Source organism: Rhizobium sp. BK619, from assembly GCF_014195245.1.
Classification (GTDB): Bacteria; Pseudomonadota; Alphaproteobacteria; order Rhizobiales; family Rhizobiaceae; genus Rhizobium; species Rhizobium acidisoli.
In genome coordinates, this window is sequence record NZ_JACIBH010000015.1 from 77108 (window position 1) to 101125 (window position 24018).

Consider the following 24018-nt stretch of genomic DNA (forward strand, 5'->3'; position numbering starts at 1 on the left):
ACACCGCAGACGCCAGCGATGGATCGTCGAATGATCGACGCTGATGCCGCGTTCGGCCATCATTTCCTTCAGGTCGCGCAGGCTCAGGCCGTAAGCCAGATACCAGCGCACGCAGAGCAGAATTACTGACTAGTCGAAGTGGCGCCCTTTGAACATTATCATCCCCGAAGATATCGAGTACTGATTACCGTTCCCAAGTTAGCAATAAGTTTGCAACAGAACCCGCAACCGAGGTAGCGTTTTTAGCTACCGGCGGTATCTCGCGATTCTCAGCGAAGGCACTGATCCTTTGCCCCCAACCGCGTGAACATACCAATAATCTACGGGTCGACGGTCGAACCCCTTCAAGCAGCAGGTCACAATGATTCCTGAGCCTCGCGAGCTACCTGGAAAAGGCATTCCCACCGGCGTCAGTAAACCAATCGAGCCCGTATCGTTCCTTGAATCTGGCGGAGTGCATCAAGTATATCATTTGCGGTTTGGCCAACGCCTTCGACTTCAATAACCACGTAACCGGTTTCGCCGTGCGTCTGCAGGAACTCGCCCACAATATTAAGTCCACGAGACGAAAAAACCGTATTCAGATTGTTGAGAATGCCAGGGCGATTTTCATGAACATGGATGAAACGCGTGCCGTTTGGTCGTGGCGGCAGTTGAACCTGGGGAAAGTTGACAGCCCCCAGCGTCGAACCGATGTCCGAATATTCGACCAGCTTCCTCGAGACTTCTCTTCCAATGCGCTCTTGGGCTTCTTCGGTCGACCCTCCAATATGCGGGGTCAGAATGACATTATCCAAACCTTGCAGCGGGGTTTCAAAACGCTCTTTGTTTGATGCCGGTTCCCTCGGGAACACGTCCACAGCCGCGCCTGCGAGATGTCCTTCCTTCAAAACCTTCGCGAGCGCTTCAAGATCCACCACGGTTCCGCGGGCGTTGTTGATGAAAATGGCTCCCTTTTTCATCCGGCGCAGTTCGACCTCAGTGATCATGTTCTGCGTCGAACTGGTCTCCGGAACATGCATCGTCACAAAATCTGAGATTTCGAGGAGCTCGCCAAGCGTTGCCATCGATTCTGAATTGCCGTGGCGAAGCTTGTCCGAAGGATCAAAATAGCGAACGTTCATACCCATGCTTTCGGCAAGAACGCTTAGCTGCGAACCGATATTGCCATAGCCCACGATGCCCAGCGTTTTCCCGCGCACCTCACGACTGCCCTCGGCGGTTTTGTCCCATCCGCCTTCATGAGCTGAAGCCGAACGCGGGAAAATCCGCCTGGTCAGCATTATGATCTCACCGATCACAAGCTCGGCGACCGAGCGCGTATTCGAATAAGGGGCGTTGAATACCGGGATCCCGCGTCGACGGGCCGCATCCAGGTCGACCTGATTTGTCCCCACTGAGAAACAACCGACGGCCATCAACTTCTTGGCGGAGCTGAAAATCTCCTCTGTCAGCTGCGTGCGTGAACGAATTCCGACAATATGGGCCTCGGCTATATGACTTTTGAGATCTTTGTCATCCAGAGCCTTCGGCAAATGGGTCAGGTTGACGTAGCCGGATAAAGCGAAGTAGTCCACCGCGCTCTGACTGATCCCTTCCATCAAAAGTACGGAAATTCGATCGCGAGGAAGAGAAAGTTGTTCGGTCATTGAATTGCCCTGGAGTCTCGATTTCTATCTGGCCGAAGTAGCTCGTCCGACACAAAGACGCACTGCTATGGCAGCATGACTTAGCGACCATCCGATGAGCAGCGCAATAACAAACTCAACTCCGTCGGCAGGCATAAGGCTCCGTTGCCGCAATTCAGCATATGCCGACAGTCATGACGTGCGTACGGCGGCTATTGGCCCCCAGCGGCTGCGGCGATGCCGCCGCCATCAGGCTTAAATGCCGACGATGTTGATTGCCACTGAGAACTGACCCAGCGTGGCCCGATATTCTCATTCAGGCGATGCAGCGATGTCTGTCGGCCGGCTCATTACATCGCATCGAAGTTCCATAAATCTGCTTATGCGATATGTTATAACATAACGGTACATTCTATTTCCAAGTGCGACATGCCAGTAATTTCAATGGCTTCACTTTGGAGATTTTGGCATGTCTTGATGCTATACGCAGATCACCCTCGCCGATCGCCGACGCCTGCATCATCTGGTGGCGGCAAAGGTTCCGGTAAACGAGATGGCACGTCAGCTTGGCCGTCATCGCTCGACCATTTACCGCGAGATCAAGCGCAATACGTTTCATGACCGTGAACTGCCGGACTACGACGGGTACTACAGCACAGTTGCTCACGATATCTCCAAGGAGCGGCGACGCCGGCTGAGAAAGCTGCGGCGCCACCCAACTTTGCGCACAGAGATCATCAACCAGTTGGAGGCTCGCTGGTCTCCAGAACAGATTGCCGGACGCCTGCTTTCGGAGGGGCTAAGTCTTGTTCGTGTCTGCAAAGAGACGATCTATCGCTTCATCTACAGCAAGGAAGAGTATGAGCTAGGCCTCTATCGCCATCTGCCCGAAGCGCGCCGCAAACGTCGTCCATTGCGCTCCAGGAAGCCCCGCGACGGTGCGTTTCCAACCACTCACCACATATCCCAACGGCCTGATTTTATTGGTGATAGATCGCAGTTTGGGCATTGGGAGGGCGATCTCCTCATCTTCGAACGTCCACTTGGCCATGCCAATGTCACTTCCCTTGTGGAGCGCAAGAGCCGCTATACCGTTCTCATCAAGAATCCGAGCCGACACTCGCGCCCAATCATGGACAAGATCATCAGAGCGTTTTCTCCTTTACCGGCGTTCGCGCGTCAAAGCTTCACATTTGATCGCGGGACCGAGTTTGCCGGGTTCAGGGCTTTGGAAGAAGGCATCGGTGCCTGCAGCTGGTTTTGCGACCCAAGTGCGCCTTGGCAAAAAGGAACCGTCGAGAACACCAACAAGCGCATTCGACGCTTCCTGCCAGGCACGACAGATCTGGCAATTGTGTCGCAACGCGACCTTCTCCACCTCACGCGCCATATCAACGATCAACCGCGCAAATGCCTCGGATACAAGACGCCGACCGAGGTGTTTATGGCGCATTTGCACGAAGATAGGTGATCCCCTATCCTGCAAAACAGGCATGATGCACTTGGGTTAGCTTCTCCAAACGCGCTATGTTGACTTTTGTTGTGATAAACACTTGAGATTGCTAGATTCGGCCTTTTCAAGCAGTTTTCCGGTCGGGAAAAGCACGTAAAAACGCGAGACGCAATTTTCCCCTATTCTGCTCGTTTAACCAGACTGACGCGCACATGCCGGTGAGCTGGCTTTGCCACAGAGTTGGTGACGGAAGCAGTGCGATTTGCATTCGAAGATGTCGGCACTCGTCGCGTTATCGGGCTGGTACGCCCTGCCAACCCAGCCTCTCGACGGGTTTTGGAGAGATGCGGCTTCTCGTTCGAACGAGAGGTTATGCTGCACGGCGCTCCGACTAATTTGTATGTCCGAGAACGATGACCGGTATTGTGCGCGCGATCCGGCGAAGGGCGTAGTCGCATGTCGGCCGAAAACGCCCACCCAACGATGGGCAGCGAGTGCCACTGACACGAACCCCAGCCGGCAGATTTACCCGACCGTCGAGACAGCGTGCACCTTCATGTCATCTCGAACTTCATAGAATTTGTCCCCATCGATATAGATAGAGTGGCAATTCGGCTTCTCGCCTTTTCCGTTCGAGCAAGCTTTGCCGTCCTTGAAGGTGAGCTTGCTTTTCACGTCGATCATATTGCCGTCGACGTTAGCCTTACCCGTAATCGTGCCCTTCTTCCAACTCCATACCAGATCGGCAGTCACGGGCTTCTCCAGATCGAAAATCTCGACCTTCACATGCTTGCCATCAGCAAAGGCTTTGAACTCTTCCATCGTGACCTTTTTGGCACCCGCTGGAAGGTCCAGGGCATATGCGTTTATACCTGATAATAAGAACGCCAGTGCACCAATGCTTGAAAGAATCTTTCTCATAGCGTAGGTCCCCACCCCAAAATCAGGGTGCGCTAAGTTACCGCCCGTGGGTTGGTGCTGCAACGTGGACCACCATCATCATTTTGATGGAGGCGGCGAAGTCGCCGTGTCTGCTTGCGGCTCAAGTGGTCAGGCCCAACACACACTCGATAAGATACGAGCAGTTGGGCTTCTGGCATTCGGTCCCGGCTGGAGCGCTGGTACTCGGCATTGTAGGTGGCCTCGGAGCGCTGTTTGGCACAGGATGGACCCGGGAGCAGACAACCCGCCTTCTGTCCTCTGAATGGCTTGCTTTGATGACGCGACAGAGCGGTTTCGAGTGGTGCTCGGCGCGGCAATTCGATCAAAGATCGAATTGCTCGGGGAGAAACGAACCAAGCTTCCCGAAGGCAAACATCCCGTGCGCGCTTGGGTCGACGCCCGATTTTCGTGCGAGATCGTCTCGCTCGGAGAAGCTCGCTACGATCTTGAGCACGGTTTCCGTAACCTGCGTCAGCCGACGAGGGCAAGGGCATGCCTTGAGGTCATGAGGGAAGCGGCCGTACACCCTGTCGCGGTCGAAGCCGAACTGAAGGGCCTGCTCAAGGTATTAGAGCGTATCCGGATTTAGTTGAATCGGAAGGGATTCCGTTTTTGTGTGTTTTGTGATTCAAGATGCTGGCTGGAGTGGAGGCCAGCATCGAATGACGCGACCTCTTTCCAATGATCTTCGTGAGCGTGTTGTTGCTGCAATCGAAGCCGGTGAGAGCTGCCGGTCGGTTGCGGCGCGGTTCGGTATTGCCGTGTCTTCAGCGGTGAAGTGGTCGCAGCGTTATCGTTCGAGCGGATCTGTCGCGCCTGGGAAGATGGGCGGCCACCGCAAGCGGGTTCTGGAGTCGCATCGGACGTTTATCGTGGAGCGGATCAACCAGACGCCGCATGTGTCACTGCACAGGTTGAAGGAAGAGCTGGCCGCGCGAGGGGTGAAGGTGTCCCACGATACGGTGTGGCAGTTCCTGCGGCGTGAGGGATTGCGGTTCAAAAAAAACACTGTTCGCCCTTGAGCAGGCGCGCGCTGACGTCGCGCGACGGCGACAGCGCTGGCGATCCTGGCAGGCTGGCCTCGATCCAAGACGGCTGGTCTTCATCGATGAAACCTGGATCAAGACCAACATGGCGCCGCTTCGAGGGTGGGGGCCGAAGGGCAAACGCCTGCGCAGCTTCGCGCCGCACGGACATTGGCGCACCCTGACTTTCCTCGGCGCGTTGCGCTGCGATCGGCTCGCCGCACCCTGTGTCTTCGATGGACCAATCAACGGTGAGTGCTTTCGCGCCTATGTCGAGCAGCAACTCGTACCGGTGCTCAAACCCGGCGACATCGTCGTGATGGATAATCTCGGCTCCCACAAGTCGGTCGCCATCCGTCAGATGATCCGCAACGCTGGTGCTCGGCTCTGGTACTTGCCGCCATACTCCCCCGACCTCAATCCGATCGAACAGGCTTTCGCCAAAATCAAGCACTGGATGCGCCTGGCTCAGAAGCGAACCATCAATGACACCTGGCGCCATATCGGACACCTCGTCACAACCATCGAGCCCAGCGAATGCAGCAACTACTTCGACAATGCCGGATACGCTTCCGTCAAAACCTGAAACGCTCTAGCCTCGGAGCCGTCAAAGACGAAGGCAGCGGGAAAGAAGGCTTCTCAGGTGTGGAACAGGCCTGGAATCGTGCCCGATAGAAGGACCTGAGACATGGACGTCAAGTATCCAGCAGCACGGGCAAACAACTTGTTCGACGCATTCAAGCGCTGTATGCCGGCTGGAACAAAGGCCCTTGGACACTCAGGCTCCGATGCACGCAGTGCGACGGTCTGAAAATGAAGAAAAGCCGGTACAGGTGAAGTAGGCAACAGTCACGATCGAGAGCGAGCGTCTCACTGCCGCAGCGACCGCCGTACTTTATCGATTTCTTCGGCCAACCCGCGGATCGTTTCAATGGTAAGGCTGTGATTTGAGCCATCAGGACCTTCGCAGACCACCACAGCGCTGTCGGCCTCCCAAGGATCGGCTGTAACAGATTGGATGCCATGCGCTAGAAGATTGCGGATTTTCGAGACCTTCTCTACGGCACCGAGTTGGGCGGCTGTCTCGCTCTTGTCCGACCTGTCCGCAAGCTCGGCCATGTAAGTTCGCCAGCGAGTGAAAACGGTACCTTTGGCTAATCGCCCTTGCAGTCCTGCTTCCTTCAGTTGCCGGCGCATTTTGGTCTCCAGGAAGCACCAATAGATTTGGACCTGGCCGATCTCACACGCCAGATCGCGTAGGGTCGGATTGGGGAAAATGTCGCTGTTCATGCTGGAAAGCATATAGGATGACACAGAGTTCGCCAGTCCAATATGCGGCGTGATCGAAGACCCAGGGTCGCGATCAATGCCTTGCTGAGCGCATCGCCATCACGCTCCGCGGATCAATGAATGATGGTGATCACGCCGAGGCCGGCTTCTTCCGCAGCCTTAATGAGCGCCCTCCGCGCGAACTCCGGCGAAACATCCCCGAACTTCGCATCGAGACATGCTTTGACCGCGATCACGTAGGCGTCGCCTTCCTCGTCGGGCCACAGGTTCAGGAGCACGTTCGCCATGTCGTGAAGCGTTTTGATCTTGTACGCTTCTCGGTCCTCAAACACCAACATCAGCATCGAAAAATCGTCCGAGTTGTCCCGATTCATAACATCGGCGCTCCATCCCCTACACCTTTTGGAAACCTTGCAAGAATCGTTCCTCTGCTCCGGGCTGCGACATCGAAACGTTCGCGCGCCTGCTCTGACGATGTGATTCAAGAACCCCGCCCAACCGGAGTACAGCGTCATGCCAGGCGAGCGTGCACAGTGGAAAGTCTTCATAACGCCGGCGACGTCGGAGTCAGAGAAGGTCAGGTTCCACACGTTGAACCGCGAAACCGGCAACCGCGTCGTCTCGCAGTACATCGACTCCGTCACAGGCAAGCCCGTCAAGGACGAGAACGAGGCCAAGGGCTACGCCCGCGGCGAGAACGACTACGTGCTCCTCACCGACGACGACCTAGACCGCCCTGGGCACGGTGAAGACGATCGACATCGACAAGTTTCGTAGCGGCGGGCGGGAGCGCGCCGTCGTCCTAGAACCGCGCGGCCAAGGGATTGTCTTCTGGACGCTCAGGTTCGGCGACGAGGTTCGGCCGGAGGAGAACTACTTCGAGGATATCGACGAGGCGGCCGATCCCTATCTCGTTCCGTTGGTTCAGCAGCTCATCAAACAGAAATCGGCGAAATGGTCGCCAGCCGCTGTCCCCAGACGTCTCCATAGTCTTATCGCCCGAAATTTCTTTCCGTCGCAGCTCGATCAAAATGCCTGCCACTGTTGCTAGCACGCTATAGCGTTCCCACGCCTGCTCGTTAGGGTAGCCGAAATTGGGGGACGACATGGCTAAGACCGACTGGCCGAAAGAGCCGTTGACCACGGACACCATGCAGGTGCTGGACCGCATTCTGACCGAGTGGTGCGCCGAGCAATCGTGCGAGAAAAGCAGCGAAGGCGCTCGCGTGACCGCCAAGACGCTAGTCGATTGGTTCGAGTTCGGCATTCATGACGAAGGCGAGCTTGCGCGCCTCGTCCGCGACAGGTCCATGCTGGACCTCGGGGAGCCGGAGCCCCGCCGATGAGCCTACGCTCTGGTGTATCCTGTCGACTGCTGCCATTGGGGTGTTAGCAGCCCTGCCGCAAACGCATAGTCGCCTCAGCTCGAAGTCGTGCTGGACAAGATTGCTGGCACCCTCGACGTATCGAGCATGCCTTATATGAAAGAACCATTGCTTGCTTCTCAAGGTCGGTGTTGCCGTCCTCAACCGCAAGCTCGAGCGCGCGCCCGATGCTCTCTGCTCATGAGCTGCACATAATCCATGGTCTTCCCTCGTTGTTGAAAGCAATCATTTCACTACAAGACCAGCTGATTTTCGTTGCATCGCCGATCCGAAGCCTGTCGATTGCCGCTCAAAGAAGCGCGCAAGGATTCGTGATGAGAGACAACAAGGGCGCTGCATTCGGAGCAGGCGGAATCATCGGCGCACTTGGCGGCTTGATCGGGCTAGGCGGTGCGGAGTTTCGACTGCCTCTCCTAATAGGTCTGTTTCAATTTGCCGCCCTTGAAGCCGTCGTTCTGAACAAGGCCATGAGTCTTGTCGTCGTCGCCTTCTCACTGCCGTTCCGTGCTGGAACAATCTCGTTCAGCCAGATCGCCGCTAACTGGCCGATCATTGTCAACCTTCTGGCTGGCAGCCTCATCGGTGCGTGGTTTGGCGCCGGTTGGGCGACGCGTCTGCGATCTGAGACGCTATACAAAGTCATTGCGATACTGCTCGTGGCCATAGCGATCGTCCTCGTGCTCGGACACAACGCGCGTGCGGATGATCCGCTTCTGAGGGGGGTTGCGCAAATCATCGCCGGCGTCGTCGCGGGTTTCATTATCGGAGTGGTCGCGGCCTTGCTTGGAGTGGCAGGCGGTGAGCTTCTTATTCCGACGCTGGTCCTGCTCTTTGGTGCAGATATCAAGCTCGCCGGAAGCCTATCTCTGGCCGTAAGCCTGCCGACAATGCTGATCGGTTTTTCGCGCTATAGCCGCGATCAAAGCTTTTCCGTACTTGGACGCAACAAAGGATTCGTCCTGATCATGGCCATCGGCTCGGTCTTCGGCGCCTTCATCGGAGGCTACCTCCTCGGCATTGTCCCGAATGAGTTTTTACTGCCGGCGCTCGCCGCGATCCTGTTGATTTCGGCCTACAAGGTTTGGCAGCACAAATAGGAGCCGACGATAAAATCGAAGAGAGGTCGCGGATGCAGCTCGCAGGCAGACGCTCGCCGCGCTTAGGCCGCGCGCGGCCCCCACAAGATAATGCCAGCTCCGATCAAACATACGACCGCACCTGTCATATCCCAGCGATCGGGCCTGTGGCCTTCTACCGTCCAAAGCCATAGAATAGCGGCGACGATGTAAACGCCGCCATAGGCCGCATAGGTTCTTCCCGCGGCTTCGCTATCGACCAGCGTCAGGAGATAAGCGAATAGCGCCAGGGACGCCATGCCCGGCGCCAGCCACCACGGCGATTTGTCGAGCCGCAGCCAGGCCCAGAAGGCAAAGCAGCCGGCGATTTCAGCGAGAGCCGCGCCCACATATGCAAATAAGGTCAACATACCTGTCACATTTTCACAATTTGGGAAGCGGCGCCAGACGCTGGGATTGGATATTCAGATCGCGGTGGTGAGGGACAGCATCCAGCTCGGCAGGGCGTCAAGCAGGACCGTTTGAACCGTGCGGTCGAAGCCAGTGAGCGTCATGGCGCCGGCTAGAATGAGCAGCGCGCCAAGTGCCATTTTGAGGCCGCTGGCTGTGCTCATCATGCGCCCGCGCCAGCGAAGCAGCGCTTCGCGCGACAGCGCCGACAGCACCAACAAGGGCAAGGCGGTGCCTATGCCGAAGGCCAGCATGGTCAATGCGACCATGCCAAGATTTTCGCCGCGGGCGGCCATGATGGAGGCAGCACCCAGCGTTGGGCCGACACAGGGCGTCCATACCGCGCCGAGGAGTAGGCCGACACCGAACTGTCCTGAGATGCCCGAGGTGGACAGGCCGCCGAAGCGGTTTTGCGTCCAGTTGCTCACCGGTCCTGCCGCGGTGGCAAAACCAACCTGCAGGCGCGGCACCACCAGCACCGCGCCGACAAGGATCAACAGCACTGCCGCGCCGGTGCGGAAGACGGTCATGTCCAGGCCGATCGAGAACCCGATGGTGGCGACGAACAGGCCGATCGCCGTGAACGACAGCGCCACGCCGGTAGCCAAAGCCAGCGGCGCAAGGCGGTGTTGCGCCACGGCGCCCGTCAGAACGACGGGGACAAGCGGCAGGACACAGGGCGACAGGATAGACAGGATACCGGCGAGTAGCGCGAGCAGCATCGACTTACAGCGCCTTGCGCATGATTGCCTCGATCACGGCCGGCTTGGTCTTACCGGTCATCCGGTCGACCTCCTTGCCGTCCTTATAGACGATCAATGTGCTTTGCATCTGGACATGCAGCAGTTTCAGGGCGTCTTTCTGCGTATCAAAATCGACCTTGAACTCTTTCATCTCTTTGAAGTCAGGTGTGCCGAGAAGCTTGGCGACGATCGGCTTCTGAAGCTTGCACTCTCCGCACCAGGGTGCGGTGACGTGGACGAGGACCGGACCGCCCGCGGCAACCGCCTCAGTGAAACCTGGTATCGGGTCGGTACTGGCAGCAAAGGCGGGTGTCGCGATCGCGAGGGTGACAGCGGCGAAGGAAAGAAGGAGTTGACGGCGGTTCATGCGGAAGTCTCCATGGTTAGGGCTGCAGGTGCTAGGTGGGCGAACAGGTCGCCGGCAGCAGCGGCTGCGGCCTGTGGCGCGATGATGGTGACGAAGACGCCAGTGGCGTCGTGCCTAAGATCGAAGGTCAAGAAGGCGCAGCAAGCTTGCTCCTTCCGCACCAGTTCCCGGACCTCGGAAAGCGCTTCGGGCGCATAGGTCAGGTTCAGGCGCAGGGCGGTTCGTGTTGCCTGTCGAAGATGGCGCGATGTCAGCTTGTGGATGAGCTCGGTCCGGGCCTTGAATTCGTTGGCGTCGAGCGTGCAGGCGATCGGCGCCTCTTGTTTGACGTCCGTGCCGCAAGAGCCGCAGCCGCAGCTGTTCGTCGGCATATGGTTTTCAACAGCCTGTGGCGCAGCCTTTCGCCGTGACAGCAACAGCAGCCCTACAACTGGCACAATCAGCAAGACCGCGATAGCACCCCATTTGACAAGCGCACTGCCGACAAGAACCGTTCCGACGCTGGCGAGCATAAGGGGCACGACGCTGACCGCGCAGCACGCGGCGCAGGCCGCGACTGCGGCGCCGGTCAGCTTCATTCCGGTATTCATCTTCGACCTCCTATTTTCAGGCTGGTCGAACCGTACTCCTTCAAGTAGCTTGAAGGGCAAGGAGATAATTTGCCATGAACGTTCACATCCGCGTGTTCACCATCGGCGCCCTTGCCAAGGCGACGGGCACCAGTACGCCGACGATCCGTTACTACGAGGAGATCGGCCTTTTGCCGCCCGCAAACCGGACGGCAAGCGGACAGCGCAACTACGATGAATCCGACGTTGGTCGGCTGACATTCATCAAGCAATGCCGTGATTTCGGCTTCAGCATCGAACAGGTCCGTGTTTTGCTGGATTTGTCGATCAGCTCAGAGCGGGACTGTGTCGAGACGCGCGATATCGCGCAGGCGCATCTTGATGAGGTCCGCGCCAGGATGGTCGAGCTACGCGCGTTGGAAACCCGCCTTCAGGGGTTCGTAATGCGATGCAATGATGCATGCGCCGGTGGCCCCGGCAGCGACTGCGTGATCTTCAAGGACATGGCCAACCCACCGACAAAGGGTTGCTGCGGCTAAAAATATCCCATGCCGACTAGGAAACCCTCATATGCTCAATCGATACCTGGATACGCAACTGCGCAAGGTTGTTGCGCTGGTGGCTTTTCTGAACCTCGCCTATTTCGGCATTGAATTCGCGGTCGCTCTGAAGATCGGATCTGTATCGCTTTTTGCCGACAGCGTCGATTTCCTTGAGGACGCGTCGGTCAATCTACTCATACTGCTCGCTCTTGGGTGGTCCGCGCGGGGCCGCGCCCGTGTCGGGATGGCGCTGGCGCTGATCCTTCTCGCGCCCGGCGTGGCAACGCTCTGGACCGCCTATCAGCACTTCATGACCATGGTTGCGCCAGAGCCACTCGCTCTAGGCTTGACGGGCGCCGGCGCCCTGGTTGTCAACCTCTCCTGCGCGTTCATGCTGTCCGCGTACCGCCATCACAGCGGTAGCTTGACCAGGGCGGCATTTCTGTCCGCCCGCAATGATGCTCTGGCGAACATCGCAATTATTGCCGCAGGGTTGGTGACAGCGTTCCTTTGGCGGTCGGCCTGGCCAGATCTAATCGTCGGATTGGCGATCGCCGCGATCAATCTCGATGCCGCAAAAGAGGTCTGGGAGGCCGCAAGAGAAGAGCACCACGCCGCCGCGTAAAATCCGTGGTATTGGCCGCTACGGAAGAACAAGCCAACTGACGCAGAACGCACGTCTCCTCAATTCAGCGCATTGGTCGCTGCTCAAGACCGAATTGCATATTGATCCTGTATACGCTTAATTGCGGAACCTATTCAAGCCTGTTGTCCTTGCTGGGGTCATGGTCCTTTTCGAGGTCATGGCCTCGTAATGATGTCCGGATCCGATGCCTCAACGTGCGGAGCGCGGTCTCCGCCCAGCCGGGTCACGATCCTGTCGCAGCAAGAAGCACGCCTCGCCAAATGTCATTCCACGGAACTGAGCCCGGTCAGATCCGTGTCGAAATCAACATGCCGACGCATCGCACCGTACGACCGTTGCGCGCGCACCCCTCTTCTCGGCCACCCGCATCGCAGCATCCGTCATCTTCTGGACTTGATCAATGAACTCTGAGCCTAGCAGAACGACAGAAACCGTTTCAGGCTCAAACCGGCCAACAAAATATAAGGCGGCGAGCCGAGCGAATAGTGACCACAGTTCAATTCCAAATAATTTGGCCTAACTCCGGCGCCCTTCAGCCCCTGCATGAACCGCTGCGATATCTCTGGCAGAACAACCTTGTCCCTCTTAGCCAACACAACGTGAAGTTCGAGATCGGTCCGTGCCAAATTATGCGCGTAATTCTCTAGGTTAAGCGGACCCCACGCACGTCTGAGATCGGTCAGCTCAATAGCGGGCTCAAGGCTTTCACGTATCGCTCGTGTCGCCCGCCCCGTCCAAACCATATCCGCGAGACTTCCAGCTGTGAGAAACAACGAGGCTTTCGACACAGCCTGGTCGTGCGCAGCGATTAACCCTGCGACCCAGGAACCTAAGCTCATACCGAGGACGGAGATCTCTCGATAGCCTTCGCTTTTCAGCCAACGAATGAGTTTGCGCCCGTCCAATACTGCCTGCCTTACAGACTGGATGGTTCGACCGAGATTAGCGCTCAGCATATAGTCGGCGTGCACCGCGCCTGGACGGCTGCGCTCGAAGTGGTAGGGCATGGCAATCTCAACAACCGTGATGCCGCGTCTCGAGAAAAATTTGGCAATCTGGTGATTTCGGGTGCTTGCATTCCAGTGGTGAAAAATCACCATCACCCTATTGAAGGAGCCGCTTTCTGTGATTTTCGCCCAGACGACGTTGTTTTCTTCAACGTCAGTAGACATGCCCGATGGAAATATGAGCCACTCATCGTGCCTCTGAAAACGCTGATCGTCCCCGCCCGGCTCATCGAAAAAGGACGGATCAGAAACGGCCTGGTCCGCAAGGACGCAAAACTCGTCGATACTTCCTATGTTCCCCGCGCCTGGAAAGGCGCGGTCGGCATCAAGGACGAAATCGGCTGCAGTCTTCGATTCTTCACCGCGCCGTGCCCGCCGCTCATCCCAACGATCAAGCCAACTATGATACACTTTGATTGTTTCCTAAGCCGTACGCTCTCCATCGCCCAAACCCCGGGTCAATAAGGCCGTACATCGCGAACAGCACCCCAATGCCGAGAATGATCGAAAAGCCTGTAAACGCGTCGATCAGTAGGTAGCTAGTAAAAAGTAACCCTACGACCGCTGACATCTTCCACAAGGGCAAATGAAACCTGTCTGCGGCACTTAAACGGATGGAACCGTATAGAAAGACAATACAGGTTGAAATAGCGACAAGAAGGCTGCTGTAGTGGGTTGGCATCCTATAGCTGGATCCATTGCCCATATCTTTGCTCACATACAAGGCTGAAGACATATCGCCGAGCAACCAGGCGACAATATTCTTTCCGTTCGATGCTAGGTAAGAGCTTTGGGTCTTCATGCATATGGCGATCAGCATCCCCAAAATAGTACACCGAAAAATTCCGCGCATCACCAGCAAGGCGATCCCATTTAGCTCGTATTCATAATCTCCTCCCGCCCGATTCTTCGATGCTTCTCCAATTTTCCAAAGGTCATGAACCAACGTATGAAGCAAAATGAGGCCTGCGAAGAAGAGGTAGAAGCACAGGCACATGTAGAGATAAGCGAGCCCTGTGAATATAACTTCCGTCGGCACCGATATGACTTCAGGCCGCACAAGCGCTAACTTGCCCCAATCCATCGCGTAATTGCCACCGCCTTTTACCAGCGGGATCAAGCACACGCCGATCCATTGAAAAAGACCTGCGAACAACACACAGATCAAAAAGACCGCCCAATTTGTGTACGATGAAGCTTCTACGTTGCGCGCCCAAGCGTTGTCGCTTTCCATCCGGCTGCCCGGCACTACAAGCTTTAAGCGCCCTTCATTCTTCCAAAACAACAGCAACTCTATCACGAACGCAAAAAACAACGGCAAGAACACCATGAAGAGGAATGTCCAATTCGGCGCCCAGAGGAAACCTACCTGTTTGACGAGGCCATCTGTCCGGTTGTAGGTCGCGTCATGGATCCCCATGATATACGACAGAAACCCCAGGGCGGTGGCACCCGCAAACACCGACGCGGGTAAATTCAAGGGAGATCCGTGGCTAAATAGCGCCTCCGACCTTCCCGCCAAATTAAAACGTCGACTCGGCTGATTGGCCTCAGTGTCCCTTTCCAGTTTTGCCGGAGACTCCACCTCATCATCGTCGGCAGACCGTGCCTGATCTGGAACCTCCGGCGCTACGGTGCTGCCCGTTTTCTTCAAACCTCGCCTCTTGGCAGTCAACCGAGATTGCGCCGCACTGAGCTCCATCTGCCATTCGCTTGTTGCTACCGGATCATCACACCCGAAGACCCTTGCCACCCAACGAATATTGGTCGTGCTGATACCCTTCTCATTTTCTTGAAACCAAAGCTGGACCGTTCGCAGATCGACCCCAGTCCGGTTGGAATCGATCTGTGAAATCGCCTCGGCGAGAAGTTCGGGCGTCCACGGGCCTGCGGGAAAGCCATCACTTCCCAACGGCCGGCCCGCTCCTGCCGCGGCCAATTGTTTGAAGAGTTCTTTGAAATCACTTCCGTCTTTCGGCGGAGGGAGAAATAACTTTCCATTCTTTGGCAATGGCTTACCGGCTCTGGTTTCGTTTCGTTTCGGTAGATTTCGTGCGTTTGTGCCCGATTAACGGGTATCGCAACAACACGCAACTGCATAGCGATTCTACTATCAGGAGCAAAATTTTGAAGGTTTGGGATGTTAAATTCAGAACAGATGAGCAGCGAGTGAGAGGAGGAAGCCATTTGCCCCTCGCTTGTACGAACGCCGGAGATCCTCGCGCTATTTCCCATCCGATAACGAAGCTGGCTTTAAGGTTTGGAATTTAGCCAATGAACAATCATGCAAAATATGCAGACAGCATCTTTAGGAGGATTGGTTCAACCGGCCTCGTCATTTTCGAGAGAGATGGCACCCTCCTGAGAAGGACTAGTCCCTCCGGGGATTACATGCTGGGAGATATCAACGAAGAATTCGTTGAAATTTTAAGGCATCTGCGACACCTCAATGCTCGTTTCGGCTTTATTTCGGACGAGCGTGGGATGGACGCGGGTGCCTATGGAAGATCAGAATTCGCAACCCTGACCGAATTGCTTGACGCATTACTGAGCATCAGAGGTGCCATGCCGGATTTCTGGGTGGCATGGAGTGACGTCCCACATCCAAGCGGAACCCGCCTTCAGCGCCAGGCGGATCGGCAACAGGAGGCTGGCGCCGAAGCGATCTTCCAAGTTATGAAGCGGTATGGGATCGGCAAGAAGGAAACCGTTTTTATCGGCAGCTCGACGACTGGTAGCCTCGCTGCAAAGGATGCGGGTGTCTCGGTAATCGACTACTTCAAGAACCGAAGCGAGGGAACCGCTCAGAGTGGGGGCGGAAAGCATGCCCCCAATTTGTCTTCGCCTGAAGCCACCGAGGTCCAGCGACTCCGCGCCGAGATCCAGGCGACGTTGGGCTGGTCCATCGCTGGAGAGCTTAACTGTGGCCAACAGCACGGTTCGCAGGGTTAGCGGGTGCGGTCCCTGTCCTTCTCCTGAGGCGGGCGAAGCTTGATCGATTTTGGTATGTCGCGATCCCGCTGCTGGGGTTTCGGACGCTCCCCGTTCGAACGATCGGCTTCCGGCGCGTCATATTCGGCATTAGACCGGGCAATGCGCGATGCGTCGAGAGAACGGTTGTTCGAACTCCTATTAACCACACCCTGCTCCGCAATGTGATCGCGACTGGCAGCCGACTTGGTTTCGAGACTGTCCGAATTCCGCTTATCGCTGCCAGACTCCGTTCGGTCTCGATTCTTGCCAACGCGTGAGTCGAGCTGCAGCCCGACGACCTTGCCGATGATCTTCGTCGCCTGTTCGAAGATCAGCCGATCAGATGGGTTGGCAATCTTCGCGGCAACCGTCAGCGCGGTGTTCGCCAGCGTTTCCTTCGCTGCTTTTGCTTGCGCGGCACTGATGGGTGTGGATCGCAGCATGTGGTCTTCGCCTTTCTCTCGTGTGGGATCACGGCCTTCGCGGACCGCTGTTTCAAGTCGCCCGTATTCGCGCCGAAGCCCGATGGACAGATCATGGCTGAGCTCGCGCGCGGTGCTCGGTGCACTGCGGTCCTTCGCGATACCTTCCAGCATCAGAATGACACGCCCGACGGAACGCCGGCTCTGTTCGAGCCGCTTCTTGGCCTCTTCACGCTTCGGCGCGGTCGGCGTGTCGCGCAACTTAGCCCTGACCTTGTCGACTACGTTTGCTGGCGCCGTTGCGCCCATCCGGCGAAACATTTCCCACTCCCATCGTTTGACCGGCGGTGGGCCCGCACGTTCGATACGCTTCTGGCGATCGATCGGAATGCCGCGCTCACGTGCCTTGTCAGCGAAACGGACCCGCCATTCGGTGAAGTCGCGGATATTCGGATTGAGCATCTTTCCGCTCGCATTGCGCAGGGCAACGATGACATGCAGGTGCGGATGCTTTTCAAGATCATTGCGGTTATGGACGGCGTAGGCATAGCGATGGCCCGCAAATTGTTCTCTCAGAAAATCTTGGCCTGCGAGGATGAACCGGTCACGATCGACATTGGCCGGCCCGGACAGCAACAGATGCATGAAATCCCGCGGCTGGCGGGTCTGCATAAGAGCACCGACGACCTTGCCCTCGGCCGTGAGCTGCTTATGGTCTTTGGTCGTGACTTCGCGCCGTTCTCCGCCGAGCTCATAACGGCCGCTCTTGCCAGGCCTGTCCTTGACGTGAGTTTTCGTCGAGAGCGTTACATCCGCCCCTGCCCGTTGCATTGCATGCAGGGTGGCTGTCAGGCCTTTTGTTCCCGAGGCGAATTCGGCCGGATAGCGCGAAACCGGAGTGGTACCGGTGCCGCGCAAAGCCCTGTCCAGTCGCTCGTCGATCGCACGGACATCATCGATTTCTGCAGGAATACGGTTGACGCTGCTCCGATCCGACCTGTCCTTCTTCTCGTGGGCAATCACCAGCGCAAAATGGAGACGGGTCTGCCCCTTCATACCCTCGCTGACGCTGAACGCATAGGTTCGATCGGTGTCGCCCGCCTGACGGAAGCCATCCTCCGCCAGTGAAGCGAGGGCACGTGCTATATCCTCGCGGTTGGCTTTTTCAAGCTCGTAAGTCAGACGGAGAATGTCCTGGCTACCTTTCCGATTGCCAAACTCCCTCTCCCAGGATCGCACGGCGGCATTAAGATCGGTGACCGCACGGCCATCCTGGTCGTGCGCTTTCTCTTCCTTGCTTTGATAGGCGAGGACGTTGCGGGCCGAACTTGCGCCTGCGCCATAAGACAGGACCTTGACGACGACCGCATTGTTGCCGGACGCGCGGCTGAATGCAGAGGCGGCGCCCGGATGCTTGGCTGAGGGCAAGCCAGTGTTCGTGAACGACGGTCGCTTCTTCCCTCCGCCACCACCACCCCCGCGGCGGCGCAGCTCGTCTTCGATGAGATCGAAATAGCTCGGCAGCCGACGAGCTTCCGACCTAGAGCCGGAGCGACTTCTGGATAGATCGTTCATCACGGTTCCTGATCAGGTCGGTTATAAATGTGGACGGCCGGATAAAGGCAGCGTCTCGGATAGCATCGAGAGCGCGCATGACTTCTTCGAGCTGATGCGCGATCGCTTTGGTACTTTCGGCATGCACACTTTCCTCCGAGAGAAACTCCTCGTTTCGGAAGGCGAGGTCCCGTAGAAACTGGTGCATGTTTGCCAGCTGCCGATCGTGCTCCTCGAGCATCGCAGGAATGTGCATGATCTCTCTGGTGACAATGAGCTTGGCGACTATATTGGCGGAGACGTCGAGCCTCCGGGCAAGGGCGTCCAAGTTGCTCAAGACCTGAGGGGGCAGGCGGAACATGATGGCCGGTCCGCGCATGGACTACAGCCCCCTCGCCTTCAGAGCCTCGACAATCAACCGATGCGTCGCGGAGGAAAGCTGCTCGTGGCGTTCCAGCGAAACTCGAAAGATCTTCGTTAGCACGTCATCATCGAGATACAGCGAGATACGCTTTCGTTTCGTGGCGTCGCCAGCCGCTGTGGTGCTCTTGGACGCCGATCGTTCACGGCGTCGACTTTTGTCCTGAGTGCGCGTTTCCTGTGACCCATCGCCCAGGGTGAAATTTTCGTTCTGCCCTTCAGGAGCCCCATCGGGCATCAGCGTTTCGAGGTCGATATTGGTCGGCATATAGGAGGTGGCAGTTTCCTCCACCTCCTTCGCCTGATTCTCTCTCGACCGGGCAAGAGCTAGAATGTTGCCGGCCGGTGTTCTTTCTCCCGCCATCGCTCTAAACTGCCTCCGCCTGCAGAAGGCTGATGAACTCGTTGTTGATCTTCTTCACGAGATCGATCGCGTCAAGCACACTCTCGGAGGCCCGGCGCTTGGCCGATGGCGTCAGCGACGGATTATTCTCGATGCTGACGAGTTTGGAGTAGAGTGAGCCGAAGCCGGCTCCGACATCGCTAAAATGATTGCTCTTGCGGATGATCGTCTCGACCATGGGAATCTTGCCGCTGGTCAGGATCGCGTGAACTTCCGGAAGCGACCGATTGTGTTTGAGGGTGATCATGTCGACATAGTTCCAGATCGCCGCGTAAGGGATCGGTCCTTGGGGCCGCTTTTTGGATATCTCCTTCAAAATGGTCGCCACCTTGATCGCCGACGTCGCGGCGGTCGGTTCTGGAATAATCGGGATGAGGACGGCGTCGCACTCGTGATAGACCTCAATCGCGCGCTGATGGACGTAGCCGCCAACGTCATAGATGCGAATATCCGCCTCGGGCGCGTCGGCTAGCCGGTCACGAAACCGGTCCCCGGGCGCCACTCGCAGATGCAGCAACGTGCCATCGGTCGGCAGCAAGCCGCGCTTCATCGAGACATTGTACCAGCGCGTCGACGACTCCTGCTCGTCGCAGTCGATGAGCAGCGTTCTATGTCCCTGTTGCGCGAACTCCGCTGCAAGGTTGACATTCAGGGTCGATTTTCCCGCACCACCTTTGAACGTCGAGATAGCAAGCGAAAGTGGTTTAACTGTCATGGAATCCCTCTTACCCCTGGATCAAAAGTCGCCGTCTCGGCTGGCTGTGTTCGATCGCAGTGGCGGCCGGCCGCCTAAGCATTTGGAGACAAGGCCGCTGTGCGCGCGCTCCAACATCCCGTAAACATGCCGCCCTGCCTTCAGGTCCGAAGCCTGGCTCGTAGCTTGTCCTGCTGCCGCGCGGCGATCAGATCGTCATTCTGCCGGGTGATCTCGCGCTCACGGGCTGCATCCGCCATCGGGTCCCTGGCCGGCCAAAATCGTAGGATGGTCGAGAAAAGCAATGTGAAGAAAGTGATCGTGGCAGCCCTGAACCAGGAAGACTGAGCATAAAGATCGACCGCCCATTGCCATAGCGCGTGCGTCCATTCTGCCGGCATAAAGGCATACGAAAACGCCAGGGCGATGCCATATGCAACGAAGGCCGCGACGAGAAGGCAGACGCCCGAGACGGCCAGAAAATTCGCGATCAACATCAGAAACCATGCCGCCCGGAATGGAAAAACAACGACCCTAAGCGCCTTTCTTGCCGCCGACATTACCTTTCTCCATCTGCACGTTTCCAGTGTCCGACAACACATACTGCAATCCTCGGATATTTTCCAGACTTGCACTGCAGTATAATTTCGTGCATGTTGAAGATAGTCAACTGATGACGGATGCGAGCATGAACAATGGCGCATGGCGGTACGACCGCCTCCTCTTTTGCACCCTTCTCAATGCCCTGATCGCCCTGCCCTTTGTCGCGCGGGCCGGCACGACCTCTGAGTTTGTCAGCTATTATCAGAACGCCTATGCAGAGGGCCGCGACCTGATCCCCGGACCGCAAATACCGCTGGACACCCCATCGATCGCGTCCCGACTTGATCTGCAAACCATTAGCCCAGAAGCCGCGCTGAGCGGCACCGCTTTTCTCGGCGCCGATGGTTCCGTGATCAAACTGGCCGGCGTTCAGGGCTGCCTGTCGACCGAGCCACTGGAGTTTGCCGGAATGCCGACCACCTGTGCCATGATTTCGCTTGCCGGCATGACTGCGACGCTGGATGAGGCAAAGGCAGGTGCCGGCGATGCATTCCCTTGCCACGTTTTCGCGCAAAATCCCGGCAGACCGACCGTGCGTTTTGCCGAATGTTTTTTCGTCGAGAATGGCGCAGTTCGATCGCTCTCCGAGGCGCTCATCAGCAAAGGCTTGGCGTTCGCCGCCCGTGACCGCACAGGTCGACCCGTCTTCCCGGAATATTTGGAAGCCGAGGAAGTCGCACGCGGTGAGCAAATCGGCATCTGGGCAAACGATCAGTTCGCGCATCCCGATGGGGAACGCACCCCGATCAATCCGTCGACCAATTGATGCGGATCGGGCTTCTCATGTTCATTTCCACGATCACAGCTTCCGGTGTCTATGCTGCCACGACAATCATGCCGATGCTCGCCCACGGCAATGTCGCGCGCGAACCGCATTTCTCGCCATCGGTCGTCCCTGTTCAGGCATCGCAAACCGACATTCCCTCGGCCGTTGACGCTGGTGGCGCCCAACCCGAATTCGTTCCGTTTCCGACGGAGGCACAATTCGAGACGGGCGACACCTGGATCTCTAGTGGCCGACGCTATCGGCTCTATGGCCTGCAGTCTTGTCTTCGAGGAACCAATGTCACCGTCTCAGCCGGTGTTACCAGGGACTGCGGAGAGCTGGATCTGATCATCGCGCAGGCATTGATCCGGGACACGAAGCCTGTCTGCGCGACCATCAAAAATCTCGACCAGAACAACGCCGTCGTCGCATGCCAGACGACGACAGGTCAGCATCGGTACGATCTGGCAACCTATATGATTGCGCAAGGTTGGGGATTTGCCGCCGTCGACAGCGCGGGGCGACTGATTGTTCCAGGTTACCGGGTTGCGGAGGAAAGTGCACGTTCGGCGCGCGCCGGACTCTGGGCCTATTCGGACCTACCGCATCCGGTTTCCGTTCTCCAACAACAGGCGGGGGCACAACAATGAGAGTTGCGGCTGCCTCGATACTATGGCTCGTAATGGTCCCGACGGCGTTGCTTGCGCAAAGCCGCCCGTCCGATGTGCCGCGTCAGATCTACGGCAAGGTTCAGGTCGTTGATGCGACCACGTTCGAATTCGTCAAGAGCCGACAGATCATCCGCCTGGCTGGGTATGAAGCCCCTCGCCTTGAGCAGACCGCAACGAGCGATGGCGTGGAGTGGCCCGCCGGTCAGGTTTCGCGTGCCTGGATGATCCTCCGGACACTTGGGCAGAACGTCAACTGCGCGCCAATTGGCCGCGACACCAACAAGATCCTGATCGCCCATTGCTTTGTCGGCGAAACAAATCTGGCAGCAACGGCAATTGCGGAGGGTATCGGTTACGCATTCAACTACCGCAACGAGCCACAAGTCCCTGCCTATTTCGATATTGAGCGGAAAGCCAGGGGGCTGGGCTTTGGAGTCTGGTCGTCACCGGACCTGCTTCCCCCTTGGCTTTACACCGCATCGACTGTGGCCGCAGAGAAGTCGGACGGCCAATCACCAGAAGCCGAGACGGGCCTGCCCCTGCCTTTGCCTGTTACCCAAGCGGCTCGGTAAACTCAAAGACGTGTAAGGAGATTGAATGAATCGCATCTTTTGCTCCCTCGGTGTCGCGGCAATTCTGCTCGTCCTCGCTCCGGTCGCGAGCGGCGCGCAAGATGGCGCCACTCCTAATCTGACCGAGCAGCGTGATCCGGACTTTTGCGGCGCGGGGGGCGCCGGTTGCGATCCGGCGGAGGTGCAGCAATGGAAAGCAATTGGCAACAGGCTCGCCGATCTGTCATCGGCAGACCTTAGCCAATACGCCTACGCCTGCGCCGAGCACGCGGACTGGAAGACGGTGTGCGAGACCGATCCGGTTGCTGTCCTCAAGCGACTGGGCATCGAGGGGTATTGAGGTTCCCGATGGCTAAGCGCCCCGATACCGCGGTTATTGCTGCCACCATCGCCCTCCTTGCGGGAACAGCGGGAGGATATGCGATCAGTGAGCTGGCGCGAACCGGTTATATCGCAGACCTGGAAAAAGAGATCGTCCGACTGAAGGAGTCGACGCAGCAACCATCGCCTGTCGACGCTCCGAGTGACGAAGAGGCAAGTGCTGCGATCGCGAAGTCAGGCCGTTCAATCAGGATCTCGGAGTGCAAGCCGCGCGAGGCAATACCTGGCGTCACGTGTACCGTCATCATCACAACAACGTCAGGCTCCTTTGCCGGCGTGGCGCAACCGGGCGTGCTTTCCTTTGCGAGGATCGACGGTGCCTGGGCGCAAATCCAGTAGTCGATAACGGAGGCGAATTATGAGACCGTTGCTGATTTTGGTCGCAACATTGACAGGGACAGGCCTTGGCGCCCCGGCCGGCGGCGCAAAAGCCGAGGACGCCTCGTGGGGGTGCCAAGTTCTATTGTGCGCGGCATCAAAGAATCCGTCTTGGCACGGCGTTGCCTATTGCGTTCCACCTATGACGAAGCTCATTGCCGCGATGAAGGAACCGGGATTTTCCTGGCCGATTTGCCATGAGGCCAATGCCGGCAAGCCGGGCCGAGAAAACTACGAGGATTGCCCGGCCGGAACGACGGTCGGATATAGCTCGCAAGGCGACGGTGGGTGGCGCGGCGAGCCCGACCGGTGCACCAAAACGGTCGATGTCTGCCATTCACCGATCGAGCGCAATGCCAATGCGAGGCAGTCGGGTATGACGATGGGGCGCAGTTTCGGAAATGGTCGTGATGGTTGCATCCAGCAAGTTGCCACCCCGCGACCGCGGCGCGCTGATCCCTATTTCTTCGATATCCCGAATGACCAAGGCATGAAGGAAAGATTCTGGTTTAACCTCGATCACTAGTCCGGGCCGATCCCACGCTATGAAGGAGAAAATCAGGTCGCGGTCTCGGGAGCTTTTTTCTTCCCACGGCGGGCTTTCAACGCTTCTATCCGAGAGAGATCGTCTTCGGTGACCCTGAGCAAATCCTCGATAATGACATTCCACTCCCGCTGCATCTTGTCGAGCGTCGACAGCTTGACGTCACGCATGCAGCGGGTCACTTGCGACATATAGGCCTCTGATACACCGAGTTGTTCGGCCAGATCCTTGTTCGTTAGGCCGCGCTCGGCCTTCAATCGGCGCAGGCCGATTGCCAGCCTTTCTTGAAACGATAGTGCCTTCAATATCGAGACGTCCACTGCGTTGCCGGACTGATCGTCTTTCACACGAGACATGAAACGCCTTCCCTGGCGGAAGATGTGCTCGATACGGGACCAGCAAACGTATTATCCCGCCGACAGAGGGTACTGCCACAGCTGCTGGCCCGGGATTTGTTCGGAATTCTACTGCTCATCCAATGCCTGACGCCGGCTAGAGACCATGATGACCAAGC

At 57.3% G+C, this 24018-nt stretch carries 30 protein-coding genes and 3 pseudogenes; 16 read left to right on the forward strand and 17 right to left on the reverse strand.

Annotated features, from left to right (window positions below; genetic code table 11):
- Nucleotides 1-3: 3 nt before the first annotated feature.
- A pseudogene (locus FHX14_RS26470) lies at nt 4-123 on the reverse strand (IS6 family transposase); the annotation flags it as partial.
- A 287-nt stretch (nt 124-410) separates the two neighbouring features.
- A complete protein-coding gene (gene serA / locus FHX14_RS26475) occupies nt 411-1649 on the reverse strand; it encodes a phosphoglycerate dehydrogenase (protein WP_184379775.1) in 1239 nt (412 codons plus the stop codon).
- A gap of 469 nt (nt 1650-2118) precedes the next feature.
- Here serA and FHX14_RS26480 point away from each other — a divergent pair, with 469 nt between their 5' ends.
- On the forward strand, nt 2119-3099 hold the full coding sequence (locus FHX14_RS26480) for an IS30 family transposase (RefSeq protein ID WP_348649270.1): 981 nt from the start codon (nt 2119-2121) through the stop codon (nt 3097-3099).
- Nucleotides 3100-3306: 207 nt separating this feature from the next.
- A pseudogene (locus tag FHX14_RS26485) lies at nt 3307-3498 on the forward strand (GNAT family N-acetyltransferase); the annotation flags it as partial.
- A gap of 108 nt (nt 3499-3606) precedes the next feature.
- On the opposite strand, the gene FHX14_RS26490 reads toward FHX14_RS26485, so the two are convergent.
- On the reverse strand, nt 3607-4002 hold the full coding sequence (locus tag FHX14_RS26490) for a hypothetical protein (RefSeq protein WP_184379779.1): 396 nt from the start codon (nt 4000-4002) through the stop codon (nt 3607-3609).
- A gap of 319 nt (nt 4003-4321) precedes the next feature.
- Between FHX14_RS26490 and FHX14_RS33165 the strand changes: the two genes are divergently transcribed.
- Both FHX14_RS33165 and FHX14_RS26500 read left to right on the forward strand, forming a co-directional pair.
- Nucleotides 4322-4612, forward strand: coding sequence for a hypothetical protein (locus tag FHX14_RS33165; RefSeq protein ID WP_246713462.1), 291 nt, complete (start codon nt 4322-4324; stop codon nt 4610-4612).
- Between the two features lie 73 nt (nt 4613-4685).
- A protein-coding gene (locus FHX14_RS26500) for an IS630 family transposase (protein ID WP_184379780.1) occupies nt 4686-5634 on the forward strand; the annotation gives its coding sequence in 2 pieces (ribosomal slippage) (nt 4686-5021 and nt 5023-5634; 948 coding nt in all).
- 284 nt (nt 5635-5918) lie between these two features.
- On the opposite strand, the gene FHX14_RS26505 is transcribed toward FHX14_RS26500, so the two are convergent.
- Together FHX14_RS26505 and FHX14_RS26510 are read right to left on the reverse strand one after the other, a co-directional pair.
- Entirely contained in the window at nt 5919-6338 is a 420-nt protein-coding gene (locus FHX14_RS26505) for a hypothetical protein (protein ID WP_184379782.1), read from the reverse strand.
- A gap of 113 nt (nt 6339-6451) precedes the next feature.
- Nucleotides 6452-6712: a DUF982 domain-containing protein gene (locus FHX14_RS26510; RefSeq protein WP_184379784.1), complete on the reverse strand. Its 261-nt coding sequence runs from the start codon at nt 6710-6712 to the stop codon at nt 6452-6454.
- A 139-nt stretch (nt 6713-6851) separates the two neighbouring features.
- Between FHX14_RS26510 and FHX14_RS26515 the strand changes: the two are divergent.
- From FHX14_RS26515 to FHX14_RS26525, 3 genes and pseudogenes are all read left to right on the forward strand, one after another.
- Nucleotides 6852-7302, forward strand: a pseudogene (locus tag FHX14_RS26515) (Ku protein); the annotation flags it as partial.
- 142 nt (nt 7303-7444) lie between these two features.
- Complete coding sequence (locus FHX14_RS26520; protein WP_184379786.1) at nt 7445-7684, forward strand: hypothetical protein; 240 nt, start codon at nt 7445-7447, stop codon at nt 7682-7684.
- Between the two features lie 206 nt (nt 7685-7890).
- A complete protein-coding gene (locus FHX14_RS26525) occupies nt 7891-8820 on the forward strand; it encodes a sulfite exporter TauE/SafE family protein (RefSeq protein ID WP_184379788.1) in 930 nt (309 codons plus the stop codon).
- Nucleotides 8821-8882: 62 nt separating this feature from the next.
- Here the strand turns inward: FHX14_RS26525 and FHX14_RS26530 are convergent, their stop codons facing one another.
- The 4 genes from FHX14_RS26530 to FHX14_RS26545 are packed head-to-tail and all read right to left on the reverse strand — an operon-like array spanning nt 8883 to nt 10949.
- Nucleotides 8883-9209, reverse strand: coding sequence for a YnfA family protein (locus FHX14_RS26530; RefSeq protein WP_184380032.1), 327 nt, complete (start codon nt 9207-9209; stop codon nt 8883-8885).
- Nucleotides 9210-9263: 54 nt separating this feature from the next.
- Nucleotides 9264-9971, reverse strand: coding sequence for a cytochrome c biogenesis CcdA family protein (locus FHX14_RS26535; RefSeq protein WP_184379790.1), 708 nt, complete (start codon nt 9969-9971; stop codon nt 9264-9266).
- Nucleotides 9972-9975: 4 nt separating this feature from the next.
- Nucleotides 9976-10359 (reverse strand): thioredoxin family protein, encoded by a 384-nt coding sequence (locus tag FHX14_RS26540; protein WP_130661107.1) that lies wholly within the window; start codon nt 10357-10359, stop codon nt 9976-9978.
- Nucleotides 10356-10949, reverse strand: coding sequence for a hypothetical protein (locus tag FHX14_RS26545; protein ID WP_184379792.1), 594 nt, complete (start codon nt 10947-10949; stop codon nt 10356-10358). Before FHX14_RS26545 ends, FHX14_RS26540 begins: the two co-directional genes overlap by 4 nt.
- A 74-nt stretch (nt 10950-11023) precedes the next feature.
- On the opposite strand from FHX14_RS26545, the gene FHX14_RS26550 reads away from it, so the two are divergent.
- Both FHX14_RS26550 and FHX14_RS26555 read left to right on the forward strand, forming a co-directional pair.
- Nucleotides 11024-11467 carry a helix-turn-helix domain-containing protein gene (locus FHX14_RS26550; RefSeq protein ID WP_184379794.1) on the forward strand — a complete coding sequence of 148 codons (444 nt, stop codon included), beginning with the start codon at nt 11024-11026 and terminating at the stop codon, nt 11465-11467.
- 31 nt (nt 11468-11498) lie between these two features.
- Entirely contained in the window at nt 11499-12095 is a 597-nt protein-coding gene (locus FHX14_RS26555; RefSeq protein WP_184379796.1) for a cation transporter, read from the forward strand.
- A 434-nt stretch (nt 12096-12529) separates the two neighbouring features.
- On the opposite strand, the gene FHX14_RS26560 is transcribed toward FHX14_RS26555, so the two are convergent.
- Together FHX14_RS26560 and FHX14_RS26565 are read right to left on the reverse strand one after the other, a co-directional pair.
- Nucleotides 12530-13534, reverse strand: coding sequence for a dienelactone hydrolase-related enzyme (locus FHX14_RS26560; RefSeq protein ID WP_184379798.1), 1005 nt, complete (start codon nt 13532-13534; stop codon nt 12530-12532).
- Complete coding sequence (locus tag FHX14_RS26565; RefSeq protein WP_184379800.1) at nt 13524-15134, reverse strand: hypothetical protein; 1611 nt, start codon at nt 15132-15134, stop codon at nt 13524-13526. The genes FHX14_RS26560 and FHX14_RS26565 overlap by 11 nt, the downstream gene beginning before the upstream one ends.
- Nucleotides 15135-15397: 263 nt before the next feature.
- Between FHX14_RS26565 and FHX14_RS26570 the strand changes: the two genes are divergently transcribed.
- Complete coding sequence (locus FHX14_RS26570) at nt 15398-16075, forward strand: hypothetical protein (protein ID WP_184379802.1); 678 nt, start codon at nt 15398-15400, stop codon at nt 16073-16075.
- Here FHX14_RS26570 and FHX14_RS26575 read toward each other — a convergent pair.
- The 5 genes from FHX14_RS26575 to FHX14_RS26595 all read right to left on the reverse strand — a co-directional run bounded on the left by FHX14_RS26575 (nt 16072) and on the right by FHX14_RS26595 (nt 20149).
- The gene (locus FHX14_RS26575) at nt 16072-18093 is read right to left on the reverse strand and encodes a hypothetical protein (protein WP_184379804.1); all 2022 of its coding nucleotides are present in this window, start codon (nt 18091-18093) and stop codon (nt 16072-16074) included. The genes FHX14_RS26570 and FHX14_RS26575 overlap by 4 nt on opposite strands.
- Nucleotides 18059-18451, reverse strand: a complete 393-nt coding sequence (locus FHX14_RS26580; protein WP_184379805.1) for a hypothetical protein — start codon at nt 18449-18451, stop codon at nt 18059-18061. The genes FHX14_RS26575 and FHX14_RS26580 overlap by 35 nt, the downstream gene beginning before the upstream one ends.
- A gap of 3 nt (nt 18452-18454) precedes the next feature.
- Complete coding sequence (locus tag FHX14_RS26585) at nt 18455-18856, reverse strand: hypothetical protein (RefSeq protein WP_168320228.1); 402 nt, start codon at nt 18854-18856, stop codon at nt 18455-18457.
- A 4-nt stretch (nt 18857-18860) separates the two neighbouring features.
- Nucleotides 18861-19610 carry an AAA family ATPase gene (locus tag FHX14_RS26590; RefSeq protein ID WP_168320229.1) on the reverse strand — a complete coding sequence of 250 codons (750 nt, stop codon included), beginning with the start codon at nt 19608-19610 and terminating at the stop codon, nt 18861-18863.
- Between the two features lie 140 nt (nt 19611-19750).
- Entirely contained in the window at nt 19751-20149 is a 399-nt protein-coding gene (locus FHX14_RS26595; protein WP_184379826.1) for a hypothetical protein, read from the reverse strand.
- 128 nt (nt 20150-20277) lie between these two features.
- Between FHX14_RS26595 and FHX14_RS26600 the strand changes: the two genes are divergently transcribed.
- The 6 genes from FHX14_RS26600 to FHX14_RS26625 are packed head-to-tail and all read left to right on the forward strand — an operon-like array spanning nt 20278 to nt 23486.
- Nucleotides 20278-20958: a thermonuclease family protein gene (locus tag FHX14_RS26600; RefSeq protein WP_184379828.1), complete on the forward strand. Its 681-nt coding sequence runs from the start codon at nt 20278-20280 to the stop codon at nt 20956-20958.
- Nucleotides 20959-20975: 17 nt separating this feature from the next.
- A complete protein-coding gene (locus FHX14_RS26605; protein ID WP_184379830.1) occupies nt 20976-21608 on the forward strand; it encodes a thermonuclease family protein in 633 nt (210 codons plus the stop codon).
- A 32-nt stretch (nt 21609-21640) separates the two neighbouring features.
- Nucleotides 21641-22201: a thermonuclease family protein gene (locus FHX14_RS26610; RefSeq protein ID WP_246713463.1), complete on the forward strand. Its 561-nt coding sequence runs from the start codon at nt 21641-21643 to the stop codon at nt 22199-22201.
- 25 nt (nt 22202-22226) lie between these two features.
- Nucleotides 22227-22541, forward strand: a complete 315-nt coding sequence (locus FHX14_RS26615) for a hypothetical protein (protein ID WP_184379832.1) — start codon at nt 22227-22229, stop codon at nt 22539-22541.
- A gap of 8 nt (nt 22542-22549) precedes the next feature.
- The gene (locus FHX14_RS26620; protein ID WP_184379834.1) at nt 22550-22921 is read left to right on the forward strand and encodes a hypothetical protein; all 372 of its coding nucleotides are present in this window, start codon (nt 22550-22552) and stop codon (nt 22919-22921) included.
- 19 nt (nt 22922-22940) lie between these two features.
- Nucleotides 22941-23486, forward strand: a complete 546-nt coding sequence (locus tag FHX14_RS26625) for a hypothetical protein (RefSeq protein ID WP_168320235.1) — start codon at nt 22941-22943, stop codon at nt 23484-23486.
- 32 nt (nt 23487-23518) lie between these two features.
- Here FHX14_RS26625 and FHX14_RS26630 read toward each other — a convergent pair whose 3' ends face one another.
- Nucleotides 23519-23860 (reverse strand): helix-turn-helix transcriptional regulator, encoded by a 342-nt coding sequence (locus FHX14_RS26630; RefSeq protein WP_170262592.1) that lies wholly within the window; start codon nt 23858-23860, stop codon nt 23519-23521.
- Between the last annotated feature and the right edge of the window lie 158 nt (nt 23861-24018).

What these genes read in the sequence shown, in the direction of transcription:
- FHX14_RS26530 (WP_184380032.1), bottom strand. Translation starts at nt 9,209, where the DNA reads ATGTTGACCTTATTTGCATATGTGGGCGCGGCTCTCGCTGAAATCGCC.
- serA (WP_184379775.1), bottom strand. Translation starts at nt 1,649, where the DNA reads ATGACCGAACAACTTTCTCTTCCTCGCGATCGAATTTCCGTACTTTTG.
- FHX14_RS26555 (WP_184379796.1), top strand. Translation starts at nt 11,499, where the DNA reads ATGCTCAATCGATACCTGGATACGCAACTGCGCAAGGTTGTTGCGCTG.
- FHX14_RS26620 (WP_184379834.1), top strand. Translation starts at nt 22,550, where the DNA reads ATGGCTAAGCGCCCCGATACCGCGGTTATTGCTGCCACCATCGCCCTC.
- FHX14_RS26570 (WP_184379802.1), top strand. Translation starts at nt 15,398, where the DNA reads ATGAACAATCATGCAAAATATGCAGACAGCATCTTTAGGAGGATTGGT.
- FHX14_RS26545 (WP_184379792.1), bottom strand. Translation starts at nt 10,949, where the DNA reads ATGAATACCGGAATGAAGCTGACCGGCGCCGCAGTCGCGGCCTGCGCC.
- FHX14_RS26550 (WP_184379794.1), top strand. Translation starts at nt 11,024, where the DNA reads ATGAACGTTCACATCCGCGTGTTCACCATCGGCGCCCTTGCCAAGGCG.
- FHX14_RS26605 (WP_184379830.1), top strand. Translation starts at nt 20,976, where the DNA reads ATGTTCATTTCCACGATCACAGCTTCCGGTGTCTATGCTGCCACGACA.
- FHX14_RS26615 (WP_184379832.1), top strand. Translation starts at nt 22,227, where the DNA reads ATGAATCGCATCTTTTGCTCCCTCGGTGTCGCGGCAATTCTGCTCGTC.
- FHX14_RS26520 (WP_184379786.1), top strand. Translation starts at nt 7,445, where the DNA reads ATGGCTAAGACCGACTGGCCGAAAGAGCCGTTGACCACGGACACCATG.
- FHX14_RS26585 (WP_168320228.1), bottom strand. Translation starts at nt 18,856, where the DNA reads ATGGCGGGAGAAAGAACACCGGCCGGCAACATTCTAGCTCTTGCCCGG.
- FHX14_RS26505 (WP_184379782.1), bottom strand. Translation starts at nt 6,338, where the DNA reads ATGAACAGCGACATTTTCCCCAATCCGACCCTACGCGATCTGGCGTGT.
- FHX14_RS26590 (WP_168320229.1), bottom strand. Translation starts at nt 19,610, where the DNA reads ATGACAGTTAAACCACTTTCGCTTGCTATCTCGACGTTCAAAGGTGGT.
- FHX14_RS26600 (WP_184379828.1), top strand. Translation starts at nt 20,278, where the DNA reads ATGAACAATGGCGCATGGCGGTACGACCGCCTCCTCTTTTGCACCCTT.
- FHX14_RS26575 (WP_184379804.1), bottom strand. Translation starts at nt 18,093, where the DNA reads ATGAACGATCTATCCAGAAGTCGCTCCGGCTCTAGGTCGGAAGCTCGT.
- FHX14_RS26625 (WP_168320235.1), top strand. Translation starts at nt 22,941, where the DNA reads ATGAGACCGTTGCTGATTTTGGTCGCAACATTGACAGGGACAGGCCTT.
- FHX14_RS26510 (WP_184379784.1), bottom strand. Translation starts at nt 6,712, where the DNA reads ATGAATCGGGACAACTCGGACGATTTTTCGATGCTGATGTTGGTGTTT.
- FHX14_RS26580 (WP_184379805.1), bottom strand. Translation starts at nt 18,451, where the DNA reads ATGCGCGGACCGGCCATCATGTTCCGCCTGCCCCCTCAGGTCTTGAGC.
- FHX14_RS26595 (WP_184379826.1), bottom strand. Translation starts at nt 20,149, where the DNA reads ATGTCGGCGGCAAGAAAGGCGCTTAGGGTCGTTGTTTTTCCATTCCGG.
- FHX14_RS26490 (WP_184379779.1), bottom strand. Translation starts at nt 4,002, where the DNA reads ATGAGAAAGATTCTTTCAAGCATTGGTGCACTGGCGTTCTTATTATCA.
- FHX14_RS26540 (WP_130661107.1), bottom strand. Translation starts at nt 10,359, where the DNA reads ATGAACCGCCGTCAACTCCTTCTTTCCTTCGCCGCTGTCACCCTCGCG.
- FHX14_RS26535 (WP_184379790.1), bottom strand. Translation starts at nt 9,971, where the DNA reads ATGCTGCTCGCGCTACTCGCCGGTATCCTGTCTATCCTGTCGCCCTGT.
- FHX14_RS26525 (WP_184379788.1), top strand. Translation starts at nt 7,891, where the DNA reads ATGCTCTCTGCTCATGAGCTGCACATAATCCATGGTCTTCCCTCGTTG.
- FHX14_RS26630 (WP_170262592.1), bottom strand. Translation starts at nt 23,860, where the DNA reads ATGTCTCGTGTGAAAGACGATCAGTCCGGCAACGCAGTGGACGTCTCG.
- FHX14_RS26610 (WP_246713463.1), top strand. Translation starts at nt 21,641, where the DNA reads ATGGTCCCGACGGCGTTGCTTGCGCAAAGCCGCCCGTCCGATGTGCCG.